This is a genomic window from Gracilibacillus salinarum (genome assembly GCF_022919575.1).
Lineage (GTDB): Bacteria > Bacillota > Bacilli > Bacillales > Amphibacillaceae > Gracilibacillus > Gracilibacillus salinarum.
This window is the reverse complement of record NZ_CP095071.1, coordinates 448118-467548: the sequence shown is the minus strand read 5'-3', so window position 1 is coordinate 467548 and position 19431 is coordinate 448118. Positions and strand designations below refer to the sequence as shown.

The 19431-nt window shown below is 37.5% G+C and carries 23 protein-coding genes and 1 other annotated feature; of the genes, 2 read left to right on the top strand and 21 right to left on the bottom strand.

What is annotated here, in order from left to right; genetic code table 11:
* Window positions 1-6: 6 nt before the first annotated feature.
* From MUN87_RS02315 to MUN87_RS02250, 15 genes are all read right to left on the bottom strand, one after another.
* Window positions 7-180, bottom strand: a complete 174-nt coding sequence (locus tag MUN87_RS02315) for a hypothetical protein (RefSeq protein ID WP_244745967.1) — start codon at window positions 178-180, stop codon at window positions 7-9.
* A 60-nt stretch (window positions 181-240) separates the two neighbouring features.
* Window positions 241-699: a GNAT family N-acetyltransferase gene (locus tag MUN87_RS02310; RefSeq protein ID WP_244745966.1), complete on the bottom strand. Its 459-nt coding sequence runs from the start codon at window positions 697-699 to the stop codon at window positions 241-243.
* A 203-nt stretch (window positions 700-902) separates the two neighbouring features.
* A complete protein-coding gene (locus MUN87_RS02305; RefSeq protein WP_244745964.1) occupies window positions 903-1388 on the bottom strand; it encodes a tetratricopeptide repeat protein in 486 nt (161 codons plus the stop codon).
* Between the two features lie 177 nt (window positions 1389-1565).
* The gene (locus tag MUN87_RS02300) at window positions 1566-1991 is read right to left on the bottom strand and encodes a hypothetical protein (RefSeq protein WP_244745962.1); all 426 of its coding nucleotides are present in this window, start codon (window positions 1989-1991) and stop codon (window positions 1566-1568) included.
* A gap of 86 nt (window positions 1992-2077) precedes the next feature.
* Window positions 2078-2371, bottom strand: coding sequence for a TIGR04104 family putative zinc finger protein (locus MUN87_RS22405; RefSeq protein ID WP_369413988.1), 294 nt, complete (start codon window positions 2369-2371; stop codon window positions 2078-2080).
* Window positions 2372-2454: 83 nt separating this feature from the next.
* Complete coding sequence (locus MUN87_RS02295; protein ID WP_244747854.1) at window positions 2455-2808, bottom strand: VOC family protein; 354 nt, start codon at window positions 2806-2808, stop codon at window positions 2455-2457.
* A 100-nt stretch (window positions 2809-2908) separates the two neighbouring features.
* Window positions 2909-3106, bottom strand: coding sequence for a hypothetical protein (locus MUN87_RS02290; RefSeq protein WP_244745961.1), 198 nt, complete (start codon window positions 3104-3106; stop codon window positions 2909-2911).
* A 354-nt stretch (window positions 3107-3460) separates the two neighbouring features.
* Window positions 3461-4018, bottom strand: a complete 558-nt coding sequence (locus MUN87_RS02285; RefSeq protein ID WP_244745959.1) for a class I SAM-dependent methyltransferase — start codon at window positions 4016-4018, stop codon at window positions 3461-3463.
* A 28-nt stretch (window positions 4019-4046) separates the two neighbouring features.
* A complete protein-coding gene (locus tag MUN87_RS02280; protein ID WP_244745957.1) occupies window positions 4047-4247 on the bottom strand; it encodes a hypothetical protein in 201 nt (66 codons plus the stop codon).
* A 73-nt stretch (window positions 4248-4320) separates the two neighbouring features.
* Window positions 4321-5178, bottom strand: coding sequence for a GNAT family N-acetyltransferase (locus MUN87_RS02275; RefSeq protein WP_244745956.1), 858 nt, complete (start codon window positions 5176-5178; stop codon window positions 4321-4323).
* Between the two features lie 134 nt (window positions 5179-5312).
* Window positions 5313-5465: a hypothetical protein gene (locus MUN87_RS02270; RefSeq protein WP_244745954.1), complete on the bottom strand. Its 153-nt coding sequence runs from the start codon at window positions 5463-5465 to the stop codon at window positions 5313-5315.
* A 3-nt stretch (window positions 5466-5468) separates the two neighbouring features.
* Complete coding sequence (locus MUN87_RS02265; protein ID WP_244745952.1) at window positions 5469-5795, bottom strand: class I SAM-dependent methyltransferase; 327 nt, start codon at window positions 5793-5795, stop codon at window positions 5469-5471.
* Window positions 5796-5805: 10 nt separating this feature from the next.
* On the bottom strand, window positions 5806-6783 hold the full coding sequence (locus tag MUN87_RS02260) for an AraC family transcriptional regulator (RefSeq protein WP_244745950.1): 978 nt from the start codon (window positions 6781-6783) through the stop codon (window positions 5806-5808).
* 362 nt (window positions 6784-7145) lie between these two features.
* Window positions 7146-8405, bottom strand: coding sequence for a threonine ammonia-lyase IlvA (ilvA, locus tag MUN87_RS02255; RefSeq protein ID WP_244745949.1), 1260 nt, complete (start codon window positions 8403-8405; stop codon window positions 7146-7148).
* 80 nt (window positions 8406-8485) lie between these two features.
* Entirely contained in the window at window positions 8486-10495 is a 2010-nt protein-coding gene (locus MUN87_RS02250; protein ID WP_244745947.1) for a beta-galactosidase, read from the bottom strand.
* 146 nt (window positions 10496-10641) lie between these two features.
* On the opposite strand from MUN87_RS02250, the gene MUN87_RS02245 reads away from it, so the two are divergent.
* Entirely contained in the window at window positions 10642-11166 is a 525-nt protein-coding gene (locus MUN87_RS02245) for a DUF6944 family repetitive protein (protein WP_244745945.1), read from the top strand.
* Here MUN87_RS02245 and MUN87_RS02240 read toward each other — a convergent pair.
* The 5 genes from MUN87_RS02240 to MUN87_RS02220 all read right to left on the bottom strand — a co-directional run bounded on the left by MUN87_RS02240 (window position 11163) and on the right by MUN87_RS02220 (window position 16912).
* Window positions 11163-11939: a class I SAM-dependent methyltransferase gene (locus MUN87_RS02240; protein ID WP_244745944.1), complete on the bottom strand. Its 777-nt coding sequence runs from the start codon at window positions 11937-11939 to the stop codon at window positions 11163-11165. The two genes, MUN87_RS02245 and MUN87_RS02240, sit on opposite strands and share 4 nt — an antisense overlap.
* A gap of 189 nt (window positions 11940-12128) precedes the next feature.
* Complete coding sequence (locus MUN87_RS02235; RefSeq protein WP_244745942.1) at window positions 12129-13052, bottom strand: manganese-dependent inorganic pyrophosphatase; 924 nt, start codon at window positions 13050-13052, stop codon at window positions 12129-12131.
* 75 nt (window positions 13053-13127) lie between these two features.
* A complete protein-coding gene (locus MUN87_RS02230) occupies window positions 13128-14372 on the bottom strand; it encodes a glutamate-5-semialdehyde dehydrogenase (RefSeq protein ID WP_244745940.1) in 1245 nt (414 codons plus the stop codon).
* Window positions 14365-15492, bottom strand: a complete 1128-nt coding sequence (proB, locus tag MUN87_RS02225) for a glutamate 5-kinase (RefSeq protein WP_244745937.1) — start codon at window positions 15490-15492, stop codon at window positions 14365-14367. Before proB ends, MUN87_RS02230 begins: the two co-directional genes overlap by 8 nt.
* Window positions 15493-15563: 71 nt before the next feature.
* Window positions 15564-15779 (bottom strand) — a binding site (T-box leader).
* A 53-nt stretch (window positions 15780-15832) separates the two neighbouring features.
* The gene (locus tag MUN87_RS02220) at window positions 15833-16912 is read right to left on the bottom strand and encodes a branched-chain amino acid aminotransferase (protein WP_244745935.1); all 1080 of its coding nucleotides are present in this window, start codon (window positions 16910-16912) and stop codon (window positions 15833-15835) included.
* Window positions 16913-17049: 137 nt separating this feature from the next.
* Here MUN87_RS02220 and MUN87_RS02215 point away from each other — a divergent pair, with 137 nt between their 5' ends.
* Window positions 17050-17781 carry a CBS domain-containing protein gene (locus MUN87_RS02215; protein WP_244745933.1) on the top strand — a complete coding sequence of 244 codons (732 nt, stop codon included), beginning with the start codon at window positions 17050-17052 and terminating at the stop codon, window positions 17779-17781.
* 153 nt (window positions 17782-17934) lie between these two features.
* Here MUN87_RS02215 and MUN87_RS02210 read toward each other — a convergent pair whose 3' ends face one another.
* The gene (locus tag MUN87_RS02210; protein WP_244745931.1) at window positions 17935-19431 is read right to left on the bottom strand and encodes a glutamate synthase subunit beta; all 1497 of its coding nucleotides are present in this window, start codon (window positions 19429-19431) and stop codon (window positions 17935-17937) included.

Here is a 19431-nt window from a genome sequence, read left to right as displayed (position 1 = left end):
ATATATTTATTGTTTTTTTAGTGATGTCAAAAAGCATGTGTTAATTCCTGTTAATCCACCGCCAATTACCGCCATTAAAGTTCCGATTATAATCCAAACTGTAGTCAAAAGAGTAGACAAGTATATACCTGCCATAAGCAAGCTTAAACCGACAAATAATAGCATAATGCTTGTTTTCATATTTTAGCCTCCTGATATTCTTACCTTCTTCCGGTAAATTCCCCGTTTATTTAACATCAATCATTCGTTGTCAGCTTGTGACATTTCTAAAATATGACTAGCTTTATAAATACCTTCTACTTTTAAGAATCCACATTCTTTATATAAATTAACGGCAGCTGGATTATCAGTAGATGATAACCTTATTGACCGAAAACTATCCTTTGCTTCATCAATTATTGTGTTTAGAAGTTTCTTTCCTATACCAGTACCTCTGTGCTTACGCAAAACATAAAGATGCCTTACTCGTCCTACATCGGAAAGGTTAAGATACGGGTCAATATTTAGACCTCCAATACCAATAACCTCTTTATTAATTTTTGCAACATAAAGTGCCTCACCATTTTTATCAAATTTGTTTTTCTCTAATGTATATTCATCAACTAATCTCTTTATAAATTTATACCCTTCAGCTAAACTATCGTCTATTAGTAAATCTAACTTATACTGTTCGAGCGATGTAACTCTTTCAATTATCATCGTATTTTCCTCCGCGTCATTAGATTTATTAACATAAATACGACGTTTCTGCATTTCCGCCTTTTAAGTAGCTTTTTATACAAGTAATCCGACAATTTCATCCAAATCCTGCTCGTTGCTAATATTCCTTATACAAGAAATATGACTCCTGTTGTAGTGTAGCTACTACTCAACAACTGCGCCCGTTTATGGAGTAAATACCATTAAACCAAAATGTTATCTAATTTATCGGAATAGAAACTGATTGCTTTCTTATACCTCATTATTTCCTTATCTGTAGTCGTATCTATTATGCATTTTAACAGCAACTCCATAGCGCTGTTATGCTCATTTAAATTATACAAAGTCATCGCGTAGAACACTTGAATTGCTTTGTTGTCTGGAAACAATTCAGTTCCTTTACTGAATGTACTCTTTGACTTTTCATACTCACCTAGAGTTCTATATGTACTACCTAGTCCTAACAAGGCATCTTCTAAATCTTTTCCATCCAACCCTAAACTGATTGCATTTTCATAAAAGGGGGCTGCTTGCTTTTCTTCTCCTAATACATCAAAACTCCAAGCACATTGATAGTTGATGTAAGCATCATTAGGAGACTCTTTAACCAAGGTTAAAAGTAACTCATTAGATTCTTTTAGACTACCGTTTTTCCTTAACTCAATAGCTTTAGTGATTTGCTTCTCCATTGCTTCATCTCCAATTTAAGCATTTTTCTTTTACAAACACCGATTCTAACATTAACATAAATATTCAATTTCGCTTGAGATTTCCCCTACATTAAGTTGTGCCCAGTTCTTATGAAAAGAACTTATTTTCCTCCATAAATGCGCCCCTAGTTGAAGTTAACCTCTTCATCTTAATTCTTATTTTAACGCATCCATTGCCTTAACCAATTTCTTATTGTTCTCCTCACTACCTTCTACATAAAAGACTAATGCGTTTTGAACAGTAAAAGTTTTGTGTTGTTCTAATGATGCGGCAGCAGTTTTTTCTTCAAAATCATCCATACCCTTTTCTCTTGCATCAACTGTCGGAAATACATAGATAGATAGAGTTGTGCCATCTACAAAATATGCTTTAGGTACAACACCATTTAATTCTTGGATAAAAACATTTCCAGTTGGTAAATTTGCTTTTTCTAATTCTAGACCTTGCTCAGTTATGGCAGTTTCTACCTCATCTAAAGTTATATCAGGTGTTTTGGCTAAAGATGGTTCTTCTGATTGCTGACTACAAGCACCAAGAACAAAAATAATTAGTACAAAAAATATTAATATTCTTTTGACCATATAAATACCTCCTAACTCATAAGACGTACTCATATATTTTTAGTTTCACCTTATTATTCAACATAACTGGCCCGATTCTTGAACAATCATATAGCCTTCTTGAACTTAACAAAATATGGAGCCAAAAAAGAACCTACTGTTAAAATAGTGATTCCTATTCCAAGTGTCACAAAAAAACTGTTAAAGGTCGAAAGGAAATTCATAAATATTAATGCTGGCATAACAGTCAAAAATGTAAATACAAATCTTCCAGCAACAGATATTATGTGTTCCGTACCACAATTATCACATTCAATTGATTTATTATAAAACCACAAATGGTATTTATAAATTTCATACCAGCTAAACTGTTTATTGCAGTATACACATTTCTGCAACATATACACCTCCTTTTGTGCTAGAATCCAGCCTTTACGTTAAATACACAACGTCCTATCCCGGAATTGCGCCCGATTGTTTAATATTAACAATTACAAATCATTAAAATATTCCCATCCGGATCTTTGAAATTAAAATAATGATTATGTTCAATTCCGGTAATCAAATTAACACCCTTATTACTCATAAAATGAAATGCCTTTTCAATGTTTTTTGTATTGAAGTGGAATGCTGGTGTCTTAAATATCTTATCCTCTGAATATATTTTGCTATCTAACACTATCCCTGTACTTTCCATCGATATTACGTAAAGATGACCAAACTGAATTTCTCCATCCGTTTTCAAACCTAATATATCACAGTACCAATCTCTTGCTTTCTCTATATTTTTTACTGGTATAAATACTGTTCCGATTTCTTTTAATATTGGATTATCTATAACAAGCACCTCCATAATTATTTTGATTTTTTTGACTGTCGAATAGTGGCAGAACTTATTCCAAAATTGCGCCCTATTCTTGAAATCCTTGAATATTAAACTATTTCTCACCTTTAGTTGAATCCATTATTGTGCCTATTACTATACCAATGAGCATTCCTAATCCTGGTCCAAAAGCCCAAATTATGGGGGTTTTAATAAACATTTCAACAACAGTTGAAAAGACTGCGCCTCCAAGCAATCCGAAGGCGACTCCATAACCCACATATAAATTCTTATTATTATTTTTGTTAGTCATAATTAACCGCCTTCCCCTGATTTTAACTTCACACTTTTATACAAATTGGGAAAGTATTTGCTCAACAATCTGGCCCGTTTGATGAATAATAATTCCTTCTTAAATATGGATAAAAATAACACCATATAATTATTAAGTGACCTCACATGCACATTAGGATTTGATGAACCTTTTTCCATTGTTTTGGTGCGTTGTTAATTGAAATGGGTTATGTCTGCTAGAATATGACCACGATACCTGATGAGTTCAGTTTGCGTTTTAGATATATACCCTTTTACCGAAGATCAACCAATTCACACGAGTTAGTTGATGATGAAATTGACTCTATTCGCTATTATGATGCAGAACGACTGGTTATTCTTTCTTTGCATCTAAAATTAATGAAGGACAAACCAGATGTTCGCCTTGATTTCGCGGATCAAACCTTTTCGAACGGAAGATGAGTCCTTTTTTCTCATCCCAGTCATGATAGTGAAATTCGCCTTCTTCGTCACAATACTCTAGTAGACTTACGGTAAAGCCAGCCGATTGAAACAAGTTTGTTAGAGTCTGATAGTTATATACTATTTTATGACTGGCAGCTGGATGATCTTTAGAACCGGGACCACCGACTTTTACAATGTTTTGATACTCCTCATCGGGAAAATAACCGTCAGGAACGGCGCAGCGAATATACCCTGATGGTTTTAAAAAGTGAAAACAAAGCTTTGCGGCGACTAACCCTTCTTCATACGTAAGGTGTTCCCATACATGTTCGGCGAGAATGGCAGTTAAAGATGCTTCGTTAAACTTCGCCTCCCACATCGTCTTATCCAGCAGACTTAATTCTTCTTCCTGAGTATGCATCCAGCCAGGGTTATTATTATATTCATCCGCTCCAATCACAACTCTCGTTTCTTGGTTTATCATCATTTACTCGTTTCCCCTATCTTTTTAATTCTTATAATATATTATCCCTTCGCTTTCTTTCTGCAAATACTCTGATAAGATTCGAAGCATTAGTAATCACTCCTATTAATCCAGTGATCATAAATATATAAGCAACCACTAAAGAAACAGCGCTTACCGATTCAATAAATACTCTATGGAAACCAACGAAAAAAATAAGCATACTGCAAATGAGTGTTAAAAAGTTTCGCATTATTTCTCCCTCCAAACCCGAAACAAATATAGTCAAAGAACACAACTAACTCAAATTTTTAATATGCAATGTTTTAGTAATCGAATGGAATCAACCTGGCATTACAAGTCTTTTCATAAAATTCTTGTGGACCTGCTTCGCCTATAATCGCATATTCATAACCAATTTCTTTCATATCTTTTAAACAATGATGAAGTAAAGAAGAACCAACTCCTAATGTTCTGTTCTTTTTGGAAACACCCATTGGACCAAATAGTCCCTTTTTGGTCCTAACAATGTCATAAGCAGCAAACCCAATTATTTTGTCATCATCATTACAAGCAATGTATATAGTTGTTTTTCCGGCTTTTATTGCTTTTTGATATGTATTCAACCAATCTTTCGCAAAATTTTCATTGATGAAATCATATAAATGATCATAATTTTTCGCTGTTAACCTTTTTATGTTTTTAAAGTGATTATCGGGAAATTGGTATTCTCTAAGAGAGGTTATCATATCTCGTGGTGTGGAAAGATTGCGGACTATAATCGATCTGGATTCTTCGTTCAAATAATTATCAACTAAACCTGAAGTTATTAATGCTTTTAATAAGTGTCCTTCATTCAAAAAAATTTGTTGATATCTTTTCATATATTGTACTGCTTTCCCAAATATTCGTTCGACTTCCTTCGTTATCAGAACGCCTAATTCATAGTCATTAGAGCTCTTCTCAGAAATATCATCTAATAACTTCGAGCCAGTTCTTAAATTATCCAGATTAAAATCACATGCAAGAAACACCTCAGCAAGTGCTCCACTTCTTTCATTTACACTACCTAATAATAAATGAAAAGGATTTAACAATTGGCACCTTGTCAATACTCTTTCTTTTTCAGCCAACCTTATGATACTTCGCACTCTGTCGGTGTATTGCCATTTTTTTATGCTCATTTCCATTCACCCCCAACTTACAATTTGTGCAACATTAAAACAATTCAATACATATAGTATGAAAGTGATGAACAGAGCCTGGGGAACGTAAATTACTATATTATTCCACCATTTACTTGAAAGTGCATAATAAATTATTTTACCTGTTTTCTCGTAACTAACGTAAGTGCATTCGTTCTTAATAAAACTTGTTGCTTATTTCTTTCAATTTGAAATTCAAGTGGTTTTACGTATTCTTTTATTACTTGCCAATCCTCATGATAGATTTTGTTTAATTTCTTCTTCATACTTTATGTAGAGAGATTAATTTCGATAAGAGGATCTAATTTTTCTCCTGTCTCCATAAGTATTTCTTCTACTTCCGTGTTTGCAATAATACAATTAATACCGTTTACTTTAGTTCCTGCCGCCATGTCCTGTAATACGGTCACCAGTAAATCTTCTGATGCGAGGTGTTCCAGACTGGATACTGCTATAATTAGATCAAATTCGTTTTTCTTTATCGTATAATTACCAATGTCGGACCTCACTGGTTCAATCAATTCTTCTACTTCAAATGTATGACTGTAATATTGTAGTTTTTCTATAGCAGAAGTCAAAGAATCTATAAGCTGCAATGGCTGTTCGTTATTCCCCCAGCAACTCTTTCTTATAAGCTTTCGGAGTCTTCCCGTATTTTTGTTTAAATAACCGGTAAAAATAGCTAATGTTTTCATAACCTACTTCTTCAGCAATGGCTTGCATTGAGAGATCACTGTACATTAATAAATTTTTGGCTACTAACAGCCTTTTTTCCTGGACAAGGTCTTTAAAATTCTGCTTCGTAATTGCTTTTACCTGTTTGCTGACCCAATAGGCTGTTTGATTTAATTTATTTGCCAACGCATTTAAATTTGCATCCTGATAGTTATCTTCGATATATCGGAATACTTCTGTCAAAAACGACTGATGATTAGTCTGGGAAGGGTCTTGCTCAAATTGATTGGTTTGTTCCACTAATTCTAAGATCAATAACCCCATCAAAAATTTTATTTTCGATTTAGACAGGATGGAATCCTCCATCATTTCCTTAAGAAGCTGGTTCATGATATCCTGTACTCTTTCTGATTCTGCAACTGGATAAAAGAGAAATTGGGCTGTCTGATTGTAGGAAAACATACTGCTCATCAGAAATTGGAGCATCTGACTTTGAATAAAGCCTGTCGACAAATTAGAAAGAATATAGTCAAAAAAAGCTGGGTGAATAATGAAATTAATAACGATATCTTCCTTACCACAAGCCGAAAGTTCATGATCAATGTATTGATTCAGCAACAGAATGTCACCCTTTTTCAGGTTAACTTTCTTATCAGCTACCTGCTGTTGAAACGAACCATGAAATACATAATTCATTTCGATATAATCATGTGAATGTCTGGGAAAGTCGATATATCTGGGATGCTTTCGAATCATAATAAGGTCGTCTTTGAGAAATTTTTCACTTTGGATGACGAAATCTGAAGTTAAATCAGTATAAATTTGTTTGTTCACAGCCTGATTGCCCTCTAATATGGCCAATTCCTCATCCGTTTCTTTCATTAAATTTTGATATAGCTCTCGATCCAACTGTATCGCTCCTGTTCAGAAGTATTAAAAAACTAGGCTAGGAAGCCGCATGGTCGTTACTAACTAAAATATATTTAGCCACCTATAATATGGATTATGTAAAGTAGGACTATCTGATATTTTTGATATAAAATATGTGCTTAGCAAGGCTCCGGAAATCGGCTTCGCGTCCTGTGGACACGGCTTCAGTTGGTGGCCGGAGCGGTGTCATAATATTTCAAAATCACCACTAAGCTGCTAGTTTACATAATCCATATTATAAGAACTCAGAATTATCTTAACTTAACTAATTCTGAAATTTTCCATAGAATTTCACCTGATAAAGGTGTAACAAAAGGAAGCGACTGCCCGCTTCCTTTCACTTAAATCAACAATTGGAATAATTGCTCATCTTTATTAATTTCAATATACGTAAAGCCCTTGCTCTCCATACGTGAAATGATTAAATGATAATCTTCCGCATGTTTTAATTCAATTCCGACAAGTACTGGTCCTTTATCACGATTGTTCTTCTTCGTGTATTCAAATCTTGTAATATCATCTTCTTTTCCGAGAACATCATCCATAAATTCACGTAATGCACCTGCACGTTGTGGAAAATTAACGATAAAATAATGTTTAAATCCTTCGTAAATCAAGGAACGTTCTTTAAAATCTTGCATCCTATCAATGTCATTATTACCGCCACTTACAACACACACAATATTTTTGCCTTTGATTTCTTCCCGGTAATAATCAAGAGCGGAGACAGGCAAGGCGCCTGCTGGTTCTGCAACAATCGCATTCTCATTATACAGATCTAATAATGTACTGCATAATTTCCCTTCCGGTACAACTGCAACATCATCAATAAATTCTTTGGCAATATCAAACGAAATATCACCGACTTGTTTCACACTTGCACCGTCTACAAATTTATCAATTTTGTCCAATTTAACTACTTCGCCTTTATTTAGAGCAGCCTGCATGGAGGCTGCTCCTTGCGGTTCAACTCCGATAATTTTCGTATCAGGACTAATACTGTTTATGTAAGAGCCCACTCCAGAAATTAATCCTCCGCCACCGATTGACATAAAAACGTGAGAAATCGGTTCTTCCATCGCATCTAAAATTTCCAAGCCGATGGTCCCTTGTCCGGTAATCGTTCTCGTATCATTAAATGGATGAATAAAGGATGCCTGGTGCTGGTTGCAATATTCCATCGCTTCTTCAAAAGAATCGTCAAATGTATCACCAGTTAAACGGATTTCCACAAAAGGGCCACCGAAGAATTCGACACGGTTTACTTTTTGACGAGGTGTCGTACTTGGCATAAAGATTACACCTTTAACACCTAAAGCTTTACAGGAATAAGCTACACCCTGTGCATGATTTCCCGCACTGGCACAAACAACTCCATTTTCTAACTCTTCTTTTGTTAATCCTTGCATTAAGTTATACGCTCCTCGAATCTTAAAGGAACGGACAACTTGTAAATCTTCTCTTTTTAAATATACGTTACAATCATATTTATCTGATAAGATTGAATCTCGCTGAAGTGGCGTTTTTACCACGACATCTTTTAATACTTGATTAGCAATGATGATATCTCTTACTTGGATTGGATTGACTTTTGTACTCATTCTACGAACCCTTCCTACTTCAATTGTTAAATTTATACTAACATAAAGAAGCAGAATAGAAAATAAATTTACTCAATTTTTCAAAATCTTATGACAGTTACATCGGTTCCACCAACCGTGATTTGATCTGATACAGACGAGTTTTGCAAACAGTCTTCGTATTGCTTGTTTGGCTCCAGGGAAATAGTAACCGGATCGTCATTATGATTTAATATAAACAGATAAGTTGTATGATCTTTTTTTCGCTCTACAATTTCTACATTCTTCGGTGCTTCAAGTGGTGCCTTAACACCTGACTGCTGAAATATACCTGTTAAAAAGCTAGCTAAGCATTCAGTTGCTGGATTTGTCCCGATATAGATGGATTTTCCTTTTCCATAACGGTGAACAGTCACTGCAGGTTTTCCTTTGTACCAGTTCTCCTTAAAATGCGCAACAGCTCTCGCACCTTCTAATCGAATAATATCCGCCCACGTATCAACTATAGAAATCTCACCGTTTGAAACAATTGTATTTGTTTCATTATCTGCCATTGGCGCAAACTCCTCGACCGTCATGCCTAACAGGTTTCGAAGTGGAGCCGGATATCCACCTAAATGAATGTGATCTTGCTCATCCACAATTCCACTAAAAAAGCTAACAATCAATGTACCACCATGTTGCACGAATTCTTCTAAATGTTTCTCTTCTCCGTTACGTATCATGTATAGCATAGGAGCCACTACAACTTGATAGTTTGATAGATCGCCAGTAGGCTCGACAAAATCAACGGCAATATTTTGTTCGTAACATACCTGGTAATAATGATAGACTTGGTCTAAATAGGATAATTTGTTATGCGGTTTTCCTTCATGTTCAACAGCCCACCAATTTTCCCAATCGAAAATAATTGCGACTTTCGCTGTGCCCTTAGCCCCAGCTAATCCATTCAATTGCTTTAACTCTTGACCAAGCTGTTTAACTTCTTGATAAACCCGACTGTTAGGATCGTTTGAATGTGGAACCATTGCACCATGAAACTTCTCGGCACCAGCTCTGCCTTGACGCCATTGGAAATACATTACACCATCCCCGCCTCGCGCGACAGTTGAATAACTCCACAGACGCATTTCACCCGGCTTCTTAGTTAGATTAATATCTCGCCAGTTAACATGAGAGGTCACTTGTTCCATTAGATAAAATGGCTGTCCGTTCTTTAAACTCCTCATTAAATCATGATGCATAGCATGTCGATAAGGTTTTCCTTCTCTTGGATCTGGATAGGAATCCCAAGTAACCAAATCCATTTCTTTAGCCCAATCGAAATAATTCAGCGGCTTAAATTCATACATAAAATTCGTGAATACTGGTACTTCAGGTGTTACATCACGTAATACTTCTTTCTCAATTTTATATAATTCAAAAATCGCGTCATTCATAAACCTTTCGTAATCTAATTTTTGACTGGGGTTATAGAATGTTGGCAGGTTGGCCGGAAATTGTATTTCGTCCCAGTCATTGTACCGTTGGCTCCAAAAATTTGTTCCCCACTTTTGATTCAGTTGTTCTATCGTTTCATAACGCTCTTTCAGCCAATCACGGAATGCTTCTAAGCTCTCGGGGCTATAACACTCTGACAGATGACACGCATACTCATTGTTGATATGCCACATTTTTAAAGCAGGATGATCTTTATAGCGATTAGCCATTTCGGTTACAAGCCGTTTGACTGCATAACGAAATCGCTTACTGTTTGGCGAATAATGTTGCCTGGAACCAATTTGATAAGGAACACCATTCGCTTGAACTGCTAATATTTCCGGATAGTCTTTCGATAACCAGGCAGGAGGCGAGGCTGTTGCAGTAGCTAACGAGACACCAACCCCATGCTCGTGCAAAATATCCAGCACTCGGTCGAGCCAATGAAAATCAAATTCTCCTTCTTTTCTTTCAATTACGGACCAGCTGAATATAGCTACAGAAACGAGATTAACTCCAGCTTCCTGCATTAATTTGGCATCCTCTAACCATACAGATTCATCCCATTGCTCAGGATTGTAATCGCCACCAAAAGCAATTTGAGGCATCACATCTTCGATTGCTTTGACCATACTCTCCACTCCTCATCACTCACTATGTATTAATACGTACATCTTATAAGAAAACGTTGTCATAATCAAGTAATGAACTAGGTTTTTAAACAGATATCGTTGAACTACATAAACTAGAAGCAGTATATGAAAAGCAGGTGAAATTAATGGTTGCAAAAGAGCAGCAGCAATTAGGTGGATGGGTGCAAGCAGCAGGAACTGTTTTTGCTGCTATTGGAAGTACGCCTGCATTAAAATTACCAGCAGAATGTCAGGATAACCTTCAATTAATTGGTAATGTCATGCAGGCAACCGGGAATGCGCTACAGGTAGATGAGATCTCCATCACTGATATGGATAGTCTTGCGAATGAAATCCAAGCAGCAGGGAACATAACGGAGGTGGCTGCCTTACAGCTTCATATTGATGAAGCCTTGCAGAATCAACTCAATACGCAGGGAAATGTACTTCAGGCTTTAGGCGGGTCAATCAGTTTCATGCAAGCGAGGCAGCAAGCTATGTCCATTGACATTATATATAACGGCTATGGCAACTTATTGCAAGTAATTGGAAACAGTCTCCAAGCACTCTCCAGCCAACTAAAGCAGCAGGCTGAAAGCGTAAATACGATCGGTAACTGGATACAAGCAATCGGTGCCATTATGACTGCCCTTGCAAACGAACTAGATTAAGATATCTCGATAATACCGTAATGAAACAAAGCCGTTTTTCTTCTTTGTTGATTAAACCCAAACTCAGTAAATCGCTCACTTTTATAATGGTCTTTTAATACAACTCGCTTTCGTGCAACCCGTTTTGCCTCTGCAATCGTTCGCTCTGTTATCGCTTCCGTTATGGATCTGGAACGCAACCCTTTTATCCCATCTGAACTGTCTATTTTCTCCTGGAACATCGGATCAAAATAAACAACATCATATGCATTGGTCTCTGTATTCTGCAAAAATGGCAAATGCGCCGTTTGCTTCACGTCGATTTGTTTCATCGCATCAAGGAGCGCTTGATTACCAGATTGATAACGTTTCAGTCCCTCTTTAACTAATAAATACAACGGAAAACTTCCCTCCACTCCTGTAACGATACCACTTGGACCAACAGCAATACTTGCGATAATTGCATCTGACGCTAACCCTAGCGTACAGTCCAGAAATGACATTCCTGATTTCAGTCCCGTTGCCTGAATCAGTGGATCTTCTTCACCTTTAAATAACCGTTTCGCTCGCACCATTGCCACGTTAGGATGGAAAAAAACATCAGATTGCAGTTCTTGAGGAGATAGGTATAACCCATTTTTACCTGCCACCAGTACATCTGTGTGATACTCCTGTTTTAATCGCTCTACAGCTACACCTTTTCGTTCGATATATGTGATTTGATATTGCTCTGCTAATGCTTGCGCTTCGTGGACGTAGTGGGCATTCGTTCGACCCGCTGTAGTAATAATCATCGGCATCTCCTTATCCGGCATTGCTCTCTCAACGAGTGCCGAATTTTCTCTTGTACTTTTTGCACTGTTAATTTAGCTACCTTAGACAAACAGTTCCTAATCAGCATGATTCCTTCTAAAACTGCAGGTATATGCTTATTTTATAAGAAAGAGGTATTATCGATGATAATACCTCTTTCACCATACTTATTAAAATACATTTTGTAAATTTGGTACAACTTGTTTCTTACGAGATACTACGCCTTTTAAGGTAGCAGTAGCATCATCTAAAGTTACATCAAATGCTTCTGCTACTTTATCTCCCGCTTCACCGACTGTTAGCACAACAGAATCATTGTTTAAAATGTCCGTAATTAAAAATACAAATAGCTTTAACCCTTTATCTGCTACTGTTTTCTCAATTACAGGCTCAATTTCGCTGCGTAACGAAAGAACATCGTTAATATCTACCGTGTTTACTTGTGCAATTTCTACTTTGTTACCATTCATATCAAATTCTTTTGCATCAAGGCTAATTAATTCTTGTGGTGTCTTATCACTTAAATCAGCACCAGCTTTTAGCATATCAAGACCATACGTATCTGTATCAACACCTGCGATTCCTGCTAATTCTTTGGCAGCTGCAACATCCTGGTCCGTACATGTTGGAGATTTGAATAATAATGAATCGGAAATAATTGCAGAAAGCATCAAGCCTGCTGTTTCTTTTTTGATCTCCACATTATGTTCTTTGTAGAGTTTATTTAGAATAGTCGCTGTACAGCCAACCGGTTCAGCACGATAGTACAATGGATCATTCGTTTCGAAGTTAGCAATACGATGATGATCGATTACTTCTAATACTTGAACCCGATCAATATCTTCTGCACTTTGCTGACTTTCGTTATGGTCAACCAAAATAACTTGCTCGACTTCATCAGATACGTTTTCCACCATACGTGGTGCTGCTTGTTTAAAATAGTCTAATGCAAATTGTGTTTCTCCGTTCACTTCACCAAGTCGAACAGCTTCTACATCTTCCCCTAAAGCCGTCTTTAATTCGGCATAAGCAATTGCTGAACAGATCGTATCTGTATCCGGATTTTTGTGTCCAAAAATTAATGTGTTTGCCATGTCTCATACTCCTTTATTTACCATGTATTTATATCCAACCCCATTATACAGGAATTGTTGCAAAAGAAAAATAATTTACTTAATTTGACCGGTACCATGTAACAAATATTTTGAAGAGGTTAAGGCCTCTAATCCCATTGGACCTCGAGCATGCAATTTCTGAGTACTGATTCCTATTTCCGCTCCAAAACCGAATTCAAACCCATCGGTAAATCTAGTGGAAGAATTGTGATAAACTGCAGCAGCATCCACTTGATTCATAAATATAACAACACGTTTTTCATCTTCAGAAATAATTGACTCAGAATGACTGGTACCGTAATGATTAATATGCTTAATAGCTTCTTCCAGCGAATCTACGACTTTAATTGCTACGATTTTATCCAAATATTCCGTATCATAATCTTCGTCTGTTGCTGCAATTACATGATCACCAGACTGCTGTGTGAAACGATCTCCATGGATTTCCACGTCCGCCTGCTGCAAAGATGACACAAGAGCTGTCATATGCTGCTCTGCCCAATGTCGATCGACTAAAATGGTTTCAATCGAGTTGCAGACTGAAGGACGTTGTGTCTTGGCATTGATCGCGATATCGATGGCCATATCTTTTTGTGCCGTTTCATCAATAAATAAATGACAATTCCCTGCTCCTGTTTCAAGTACTGGAACAGAAGCATTCGCAACGACGGTGTCGATCAGTTTTTTGCCGCCTCTAGGAATGAGCACGTCTAAATATTTATTGAGCTTAAACATTTCAGAAGCTGTTGCTCTGCTGGTGTCCTCAACCAATTGGACTGCATCATTTGGTAATGCCGATTGCCGGAGTGCATCATGAATAACTTTGACTAGTGCTATGTTCGAATAAATAGCAGAGGAACTACCTCGTAACAAAACAGCGTTTCCCGTTTTTAAACAAAGACTGGCTGCATCTATTGTCACATTTGGACGAGCTTCATAAATCATGCCAACTACACCAATAGGCACTCGCATCTTTTGAATATTTAAACCGTTTGGTCTTGACCATTCTTCTAAAATATCTCCAATTGGATCCGCTAATTCTGCTAATTGCAGCATTGCGTCAGCCATTTCTTCAATTCGTTGTTCATTCAGGACAAGTCTGTCAATTAATGACTCATGCAAACCATTGCTGCGACCTTGTTCGATATCACGGTTATTCTCTGCCATTATGAATTCTTTCTGATTACGTAATTCTTTCGAGATGAGTTGCAGTGCTTCATTTTTTTGTGCTGTACTTGCGGCTGCCAGGTCTGTTGTTGTCGCCTGCACAAGTTGGGCTTTCTCTAATAAGTCACTCATAATTGTATGCCTCCTCTATTGATAATACGAGTCTATCCCGATGAACAGCTTCCGGTCTGTTACTGACCGAATGCTTCATGGCGACTTTACTCTGTTCTCCTTTAGATTGAATCAGTTCGGTTGCCGAATAATTTACTTGCCCCTTCGCGATAATAGTATCGTTATAGACAATATCTACAACATTTCCGACTTCAAAATCACCTTCTACCCACTTAATGCCAGCTGGCAACAGGCTTTTACCATGATGAAGGATCGCCTCACTTGCCCCTTGGTCGACGTGCAGTCTGCCGGAAATTTTGGAATGGAATGCGATCCACTGCTTTTGTTTGCGGTAACTGTTACTCAGTTCTTCGCCGATGTACGTACCGTCTCCGCGATCTTCCATTATCTTAATTAGTTTATCCTCTCCAGATCCAGTTCCAACGAACACTTTTACTCCTAAAGATAAGGCGGTTTTGGCAGCAAGTAATTTCGATTTCATGCCACCAGTTCCAAATTTCGAGCCAAATTCATGCTTCGTTTGTTGTAGAATCTCTTCCGTAAGCATCGGTAATCGTTCATACCTTGTAGCAGTTGGATCTGTTTTCGGATTCTTATCGTATAAACCATTGATATCCGTCAGCATAATTAAAAAGTCGGCATGAACAAGCCCACTTACCAATGCGGATAACATGTCATTATCACCGAAGGTTAATTCGTCGATCGCAACCGTATCATTCTCATTAATAACCGGAATCACATCTCGCTTTAACAATTCTGTTAAAGTCTGATACACATTACTGTATTGTAGCTGACTCGAAAAAACATCCTTTGTTAGCAGTAGTTGAGCAGCGATCATATCATATTCTCTGAATGCATCATTATACGCCTGAACAAGCTGTCCTTGGCCGACGGCAGCAGCTGCTTGTTTTCCTGATACCGTTACTGGTCTCGTCGGGTACCCTAAATCATAAAACCCAGCAGAAACGGCACCTGATGAGATTAATATCACCTCATAATGCTGTTTTTTTAATGCTGCGATAGCTGCTGTATGTTCTTTTAATTTCAACAAATCAAGTCCACCATTTTTATTGGTGAGAGAACTGCTTCCTATTTTCACCACAATCCGCTGTTTTGCCATAACTTCCACGCTTTCATTTGAATTAGTCACATCTGCACATTACCAAATAAAAAAACTCCCCCATCCTTATCAAAAAGGACGAAAGAGTTTTCCCGCGGTACCACCTTTAGTTGATCATAACTGATTATGATCCTCTTAACTCTTTAACGCAGAGTAACGTTTAAGTTTATCCTTAACAGTTCCTAGAGTAGGTTCATCAGGATAGCGGATGATGGAATCTCTCAGCCAATGAATTCCATTCTCTTCTCATCATATCACTCACTACTGGCTCTAGTCGTAACTTTTTATTTATTCTACTGTTATTATAGGGAATAGTTACGTAAATCTCAAGTGTTATTGCCTATTTATAACTAACTTTTGTCGTCCAATTAAACAGGTCATCTTCCGTTCCATATTGAATGCCTGTTAACGTTTCATATAAACGCTTCGCAATCGGACCAGTTTTACTATCATTAATGACCATTTTTTTACCTTCCCAAGCAAGCTCACCAATTGGCGAAATAACGGCTGCTGTACCTGAACCGAATGCTTCTTCCAATTCTCCGTTCTGGTAATGCTGATAAAGTTCTTCCATCGTAATTTTACTTTCTTTCACAGGAAGACCCCAGTGGTTCAACATTTGAATTACAGAATTTCGGGTAACACCTTCAAGGATACTGCCGTTTAGCTCTGGCGTTACAATTTCCCCATTAATTTTAAAGAAGACATTCATACTTCCAACTTCTTCAATGTATTTTTTCTCTACACCATCCAGCCATAAAACTTGCGCATATCCTTCTTTTGAAACAATTTCCTGCGCTTTCAAGCTAGATGCATAGTTTCCTGCTGTTTTCGCCTCTCCTGTACCACCTTTGACAGCTCGAACAAATTGATTCTCGACAGCAATTTTTACAGGGTTTATTCCTGCTTCATAATAAGCACCAACTGGTGAAAGAATCACAATAAATTGGTAGGTAGCAGACGGTGACACCCCTAAGTATGGTTCTGTTGAAATCACAAACGGTCTGATATACAAAGATGTACCAGGCGCATTTGGCACCCAATCCTGATCAATATGTACAAGATGTTTAATCGCATCGATGGCAAATTCTTCATCAATTTGCGGAATACATAGTCTATCATTTGAGCGATTTAGACGCTCCATGTTTTTATCTGGTCGGAATAATTGGATGTTATTACGCTTCGTCCGATACGCTTTGAGTCCTTCAAAAACCGTTTGACCATAATGAAAAACAATAGCAGCCGGGTCAAGTGTTAGTGGCTGATAGGGTACAATTCGCTGATTATGCCATCCACGTTCTGGATTATAATCTTGAATAAACATGTGATCTGTAAAGTATTTACCAAAAGATAGCTGATCTGATTGTGGTTTTTCTTTTGGATTTTCATTCTTAATATAAGTTATCGTATACTCTGACATAAAAAAAGACTCCTTATTTGTATGAATTCGATCATTTTTCGGCAAAATAACCTATGACTTTTATTTTATTACTAAACAAGTAAAGATGACAACCTTTTTATTCTGACAATTTGCATAAATCAAAGGAGTAATACATCATGGATGAAGCACGATCTGCACGATTTGAAGCTGCGTTTAATCAAATTCACGATAAATTGTGTGATTATGCACAAGAACAGAACAACCATGCATCATTTACTGAAGTCTTGACCAAAGCCAAATACCACCATGCGGTTATTGAGCAATACTATCATATTTTAAAACAATGCAGTAAATTACGAAATGCCATGGTCCATCGAAAGATTAAAGAAGATTTCTACATAGCAGAGCCGCATGAGCAAGTAGTAAAAGAAATAGAGCAGCTTGCAACGATACTGACAGAACCTCCCTTAGCTGTGACAATAGCATCAAAGCCAGTAGAATTCTTTGAACTAAAGTCATCCGTTAATACCTTATTTCATTGTTTACAGGAAAAAGGCTTCTCACAATATCCGATTTATCAGGATAGTAAATTTGTTGGCTTATTAACGGATGGTGAAATTGCAAATACTGTTATCCGCCACATAGATCTGTTGCCAAAAGATAAGGAACAGACTATCGGCGATTTATTTGAAATCGCGAAAGAAGAAAATGTTGCGATTGTAGGCAGTGATGCCACTGTAATGGATGTTGAAGTACTGTTCCAATCTCATTTACAAAAAGGGATAAAGTTAGAAGCCATTCTTCTTACTAAGACAGGTTCTGCAGCAGAATTACCAGTCGGCATTATCTCCTCCTGGGATCTAATCCGATTGAGAACGTACGATTTTCCACTATTGCGTCATACGTAATGTGATTACTACAGAAGCTTTTTCAAGCTAAAGAATTTTATTCACATTTATAGTTTACATAATAAATATTATGTAAACTATATGGCTGTTATTTTTCAATTAATTCCTCTTTATAATAGGAAAAGCCCCGACTTAGCCGGGACTTTTCTTTTTTTACATATTCGCTACTGACGGTAGTGCTGTGTCGCCCATTAAATATTGGTCTACTTGGTAGGCCACTTCTCTACCTTCGTTAATCGCCCAAACGATAAGACTTTGTCCACGGCGTGCGTCACCTGCTGCAAATACATGATCCACATTGGTACGGAAATCTCCGTACGCTGCATTAACACGGTTACGTTCTGTTTCTACATCAAATGCTTTTAGTACAGGTTGTTCTGCTCCTTCAAAGCCGATCGCAATTAAGACTAATTGAGCTGGCCATACTTTTTCTGTCCCAGGAATTTCTTCAAATACGAACATACCTTTTTCATCGCGAGTTTTTTTCATTTCAACTGTGTGAAGTTCTTTTAACTTGCCATTTTCATCTGTAACAAATTTCTTTGTCTGGATGGAATATTGACGAATGTCTTCACCAAATTTTTCTTTCGCTTCTTTATGTGCATATTCTAAACTGAAGACCTGCGGAAAGGCCGGCCATTGATTATTATCATTACGTTTAATTGGCAATTGAGGGTGTTTACCAAATTGTGCAATGCTTTTTGCACCTTGACGCAGTGCTGTTGCAATACAATCGGCACCAGTATCCCCGCCCCCGATGACAATCACATCTTTACCATCAGCATCCAATTCTTCTTCCACTTCTACGGAATCATCTAAGATACTTTCCGTTGCTCTCGTTAAGTAATCCATTGCAAAACGGACACCTTTACCCTCGCGGCCTTCTAATGGAAGATCGCGATGTTTTTGGGCACCTGTACAAAGAATGACAGAATCATATTTTTCTTTAATTTCTTCAGCAGAGATATCTTTTCCAACCTCTGTGCTCAAAACAAATATTACACCTTCTTCGCGTAGCAATTGCACACGGCGTTCCACTACGTCTTTATCTAATTTCATATTAGGAATACCATATGTGAGCAATCCGCCAGCGCGGTCTGAGCGTTCGTATACAGTTACCTCATGTCCTGCCTGATTTAATTGATCCGCAGCGGCCATACCGGCTGGACCTGATCCAATTATTGCGATCGTTTTACCCGTGCGATGCTCAGGTACACGTGGCGTTATCCAACCTTCCTCAAAACCTTTATCGATAATTTTCTGTTCGATATTTTTGATCGTAACAGCCGGATCATTGATTGCCACGGTACAAGAACCTTCACATGGTGCAGGACATACTCTTCCTGTAAATTCAGGAAAATTATTTGTCTTCATTAACCGATCTAAGGCCTCTCTCCATTTCCCTTTGTACACCAAGTCATTCCACTCCGGAATTAAGTTGTAGACAGGGCAACCTGAAGCTGCCCCATCAATATCCATCCCGATATGACAGAATGGTGTACCACAGTCCATACAACGTGCTCCTTGCGTTTTTGCCACTTCATCCGAGAAAGGAGCAGAGTATTCTTTCCAATCATGTATTCTTTCTGCTGGATCACGTTCATTTGCAGATTGCCTTTCTATTTCCATAAAGCCTGTTGCTTTCCCCAT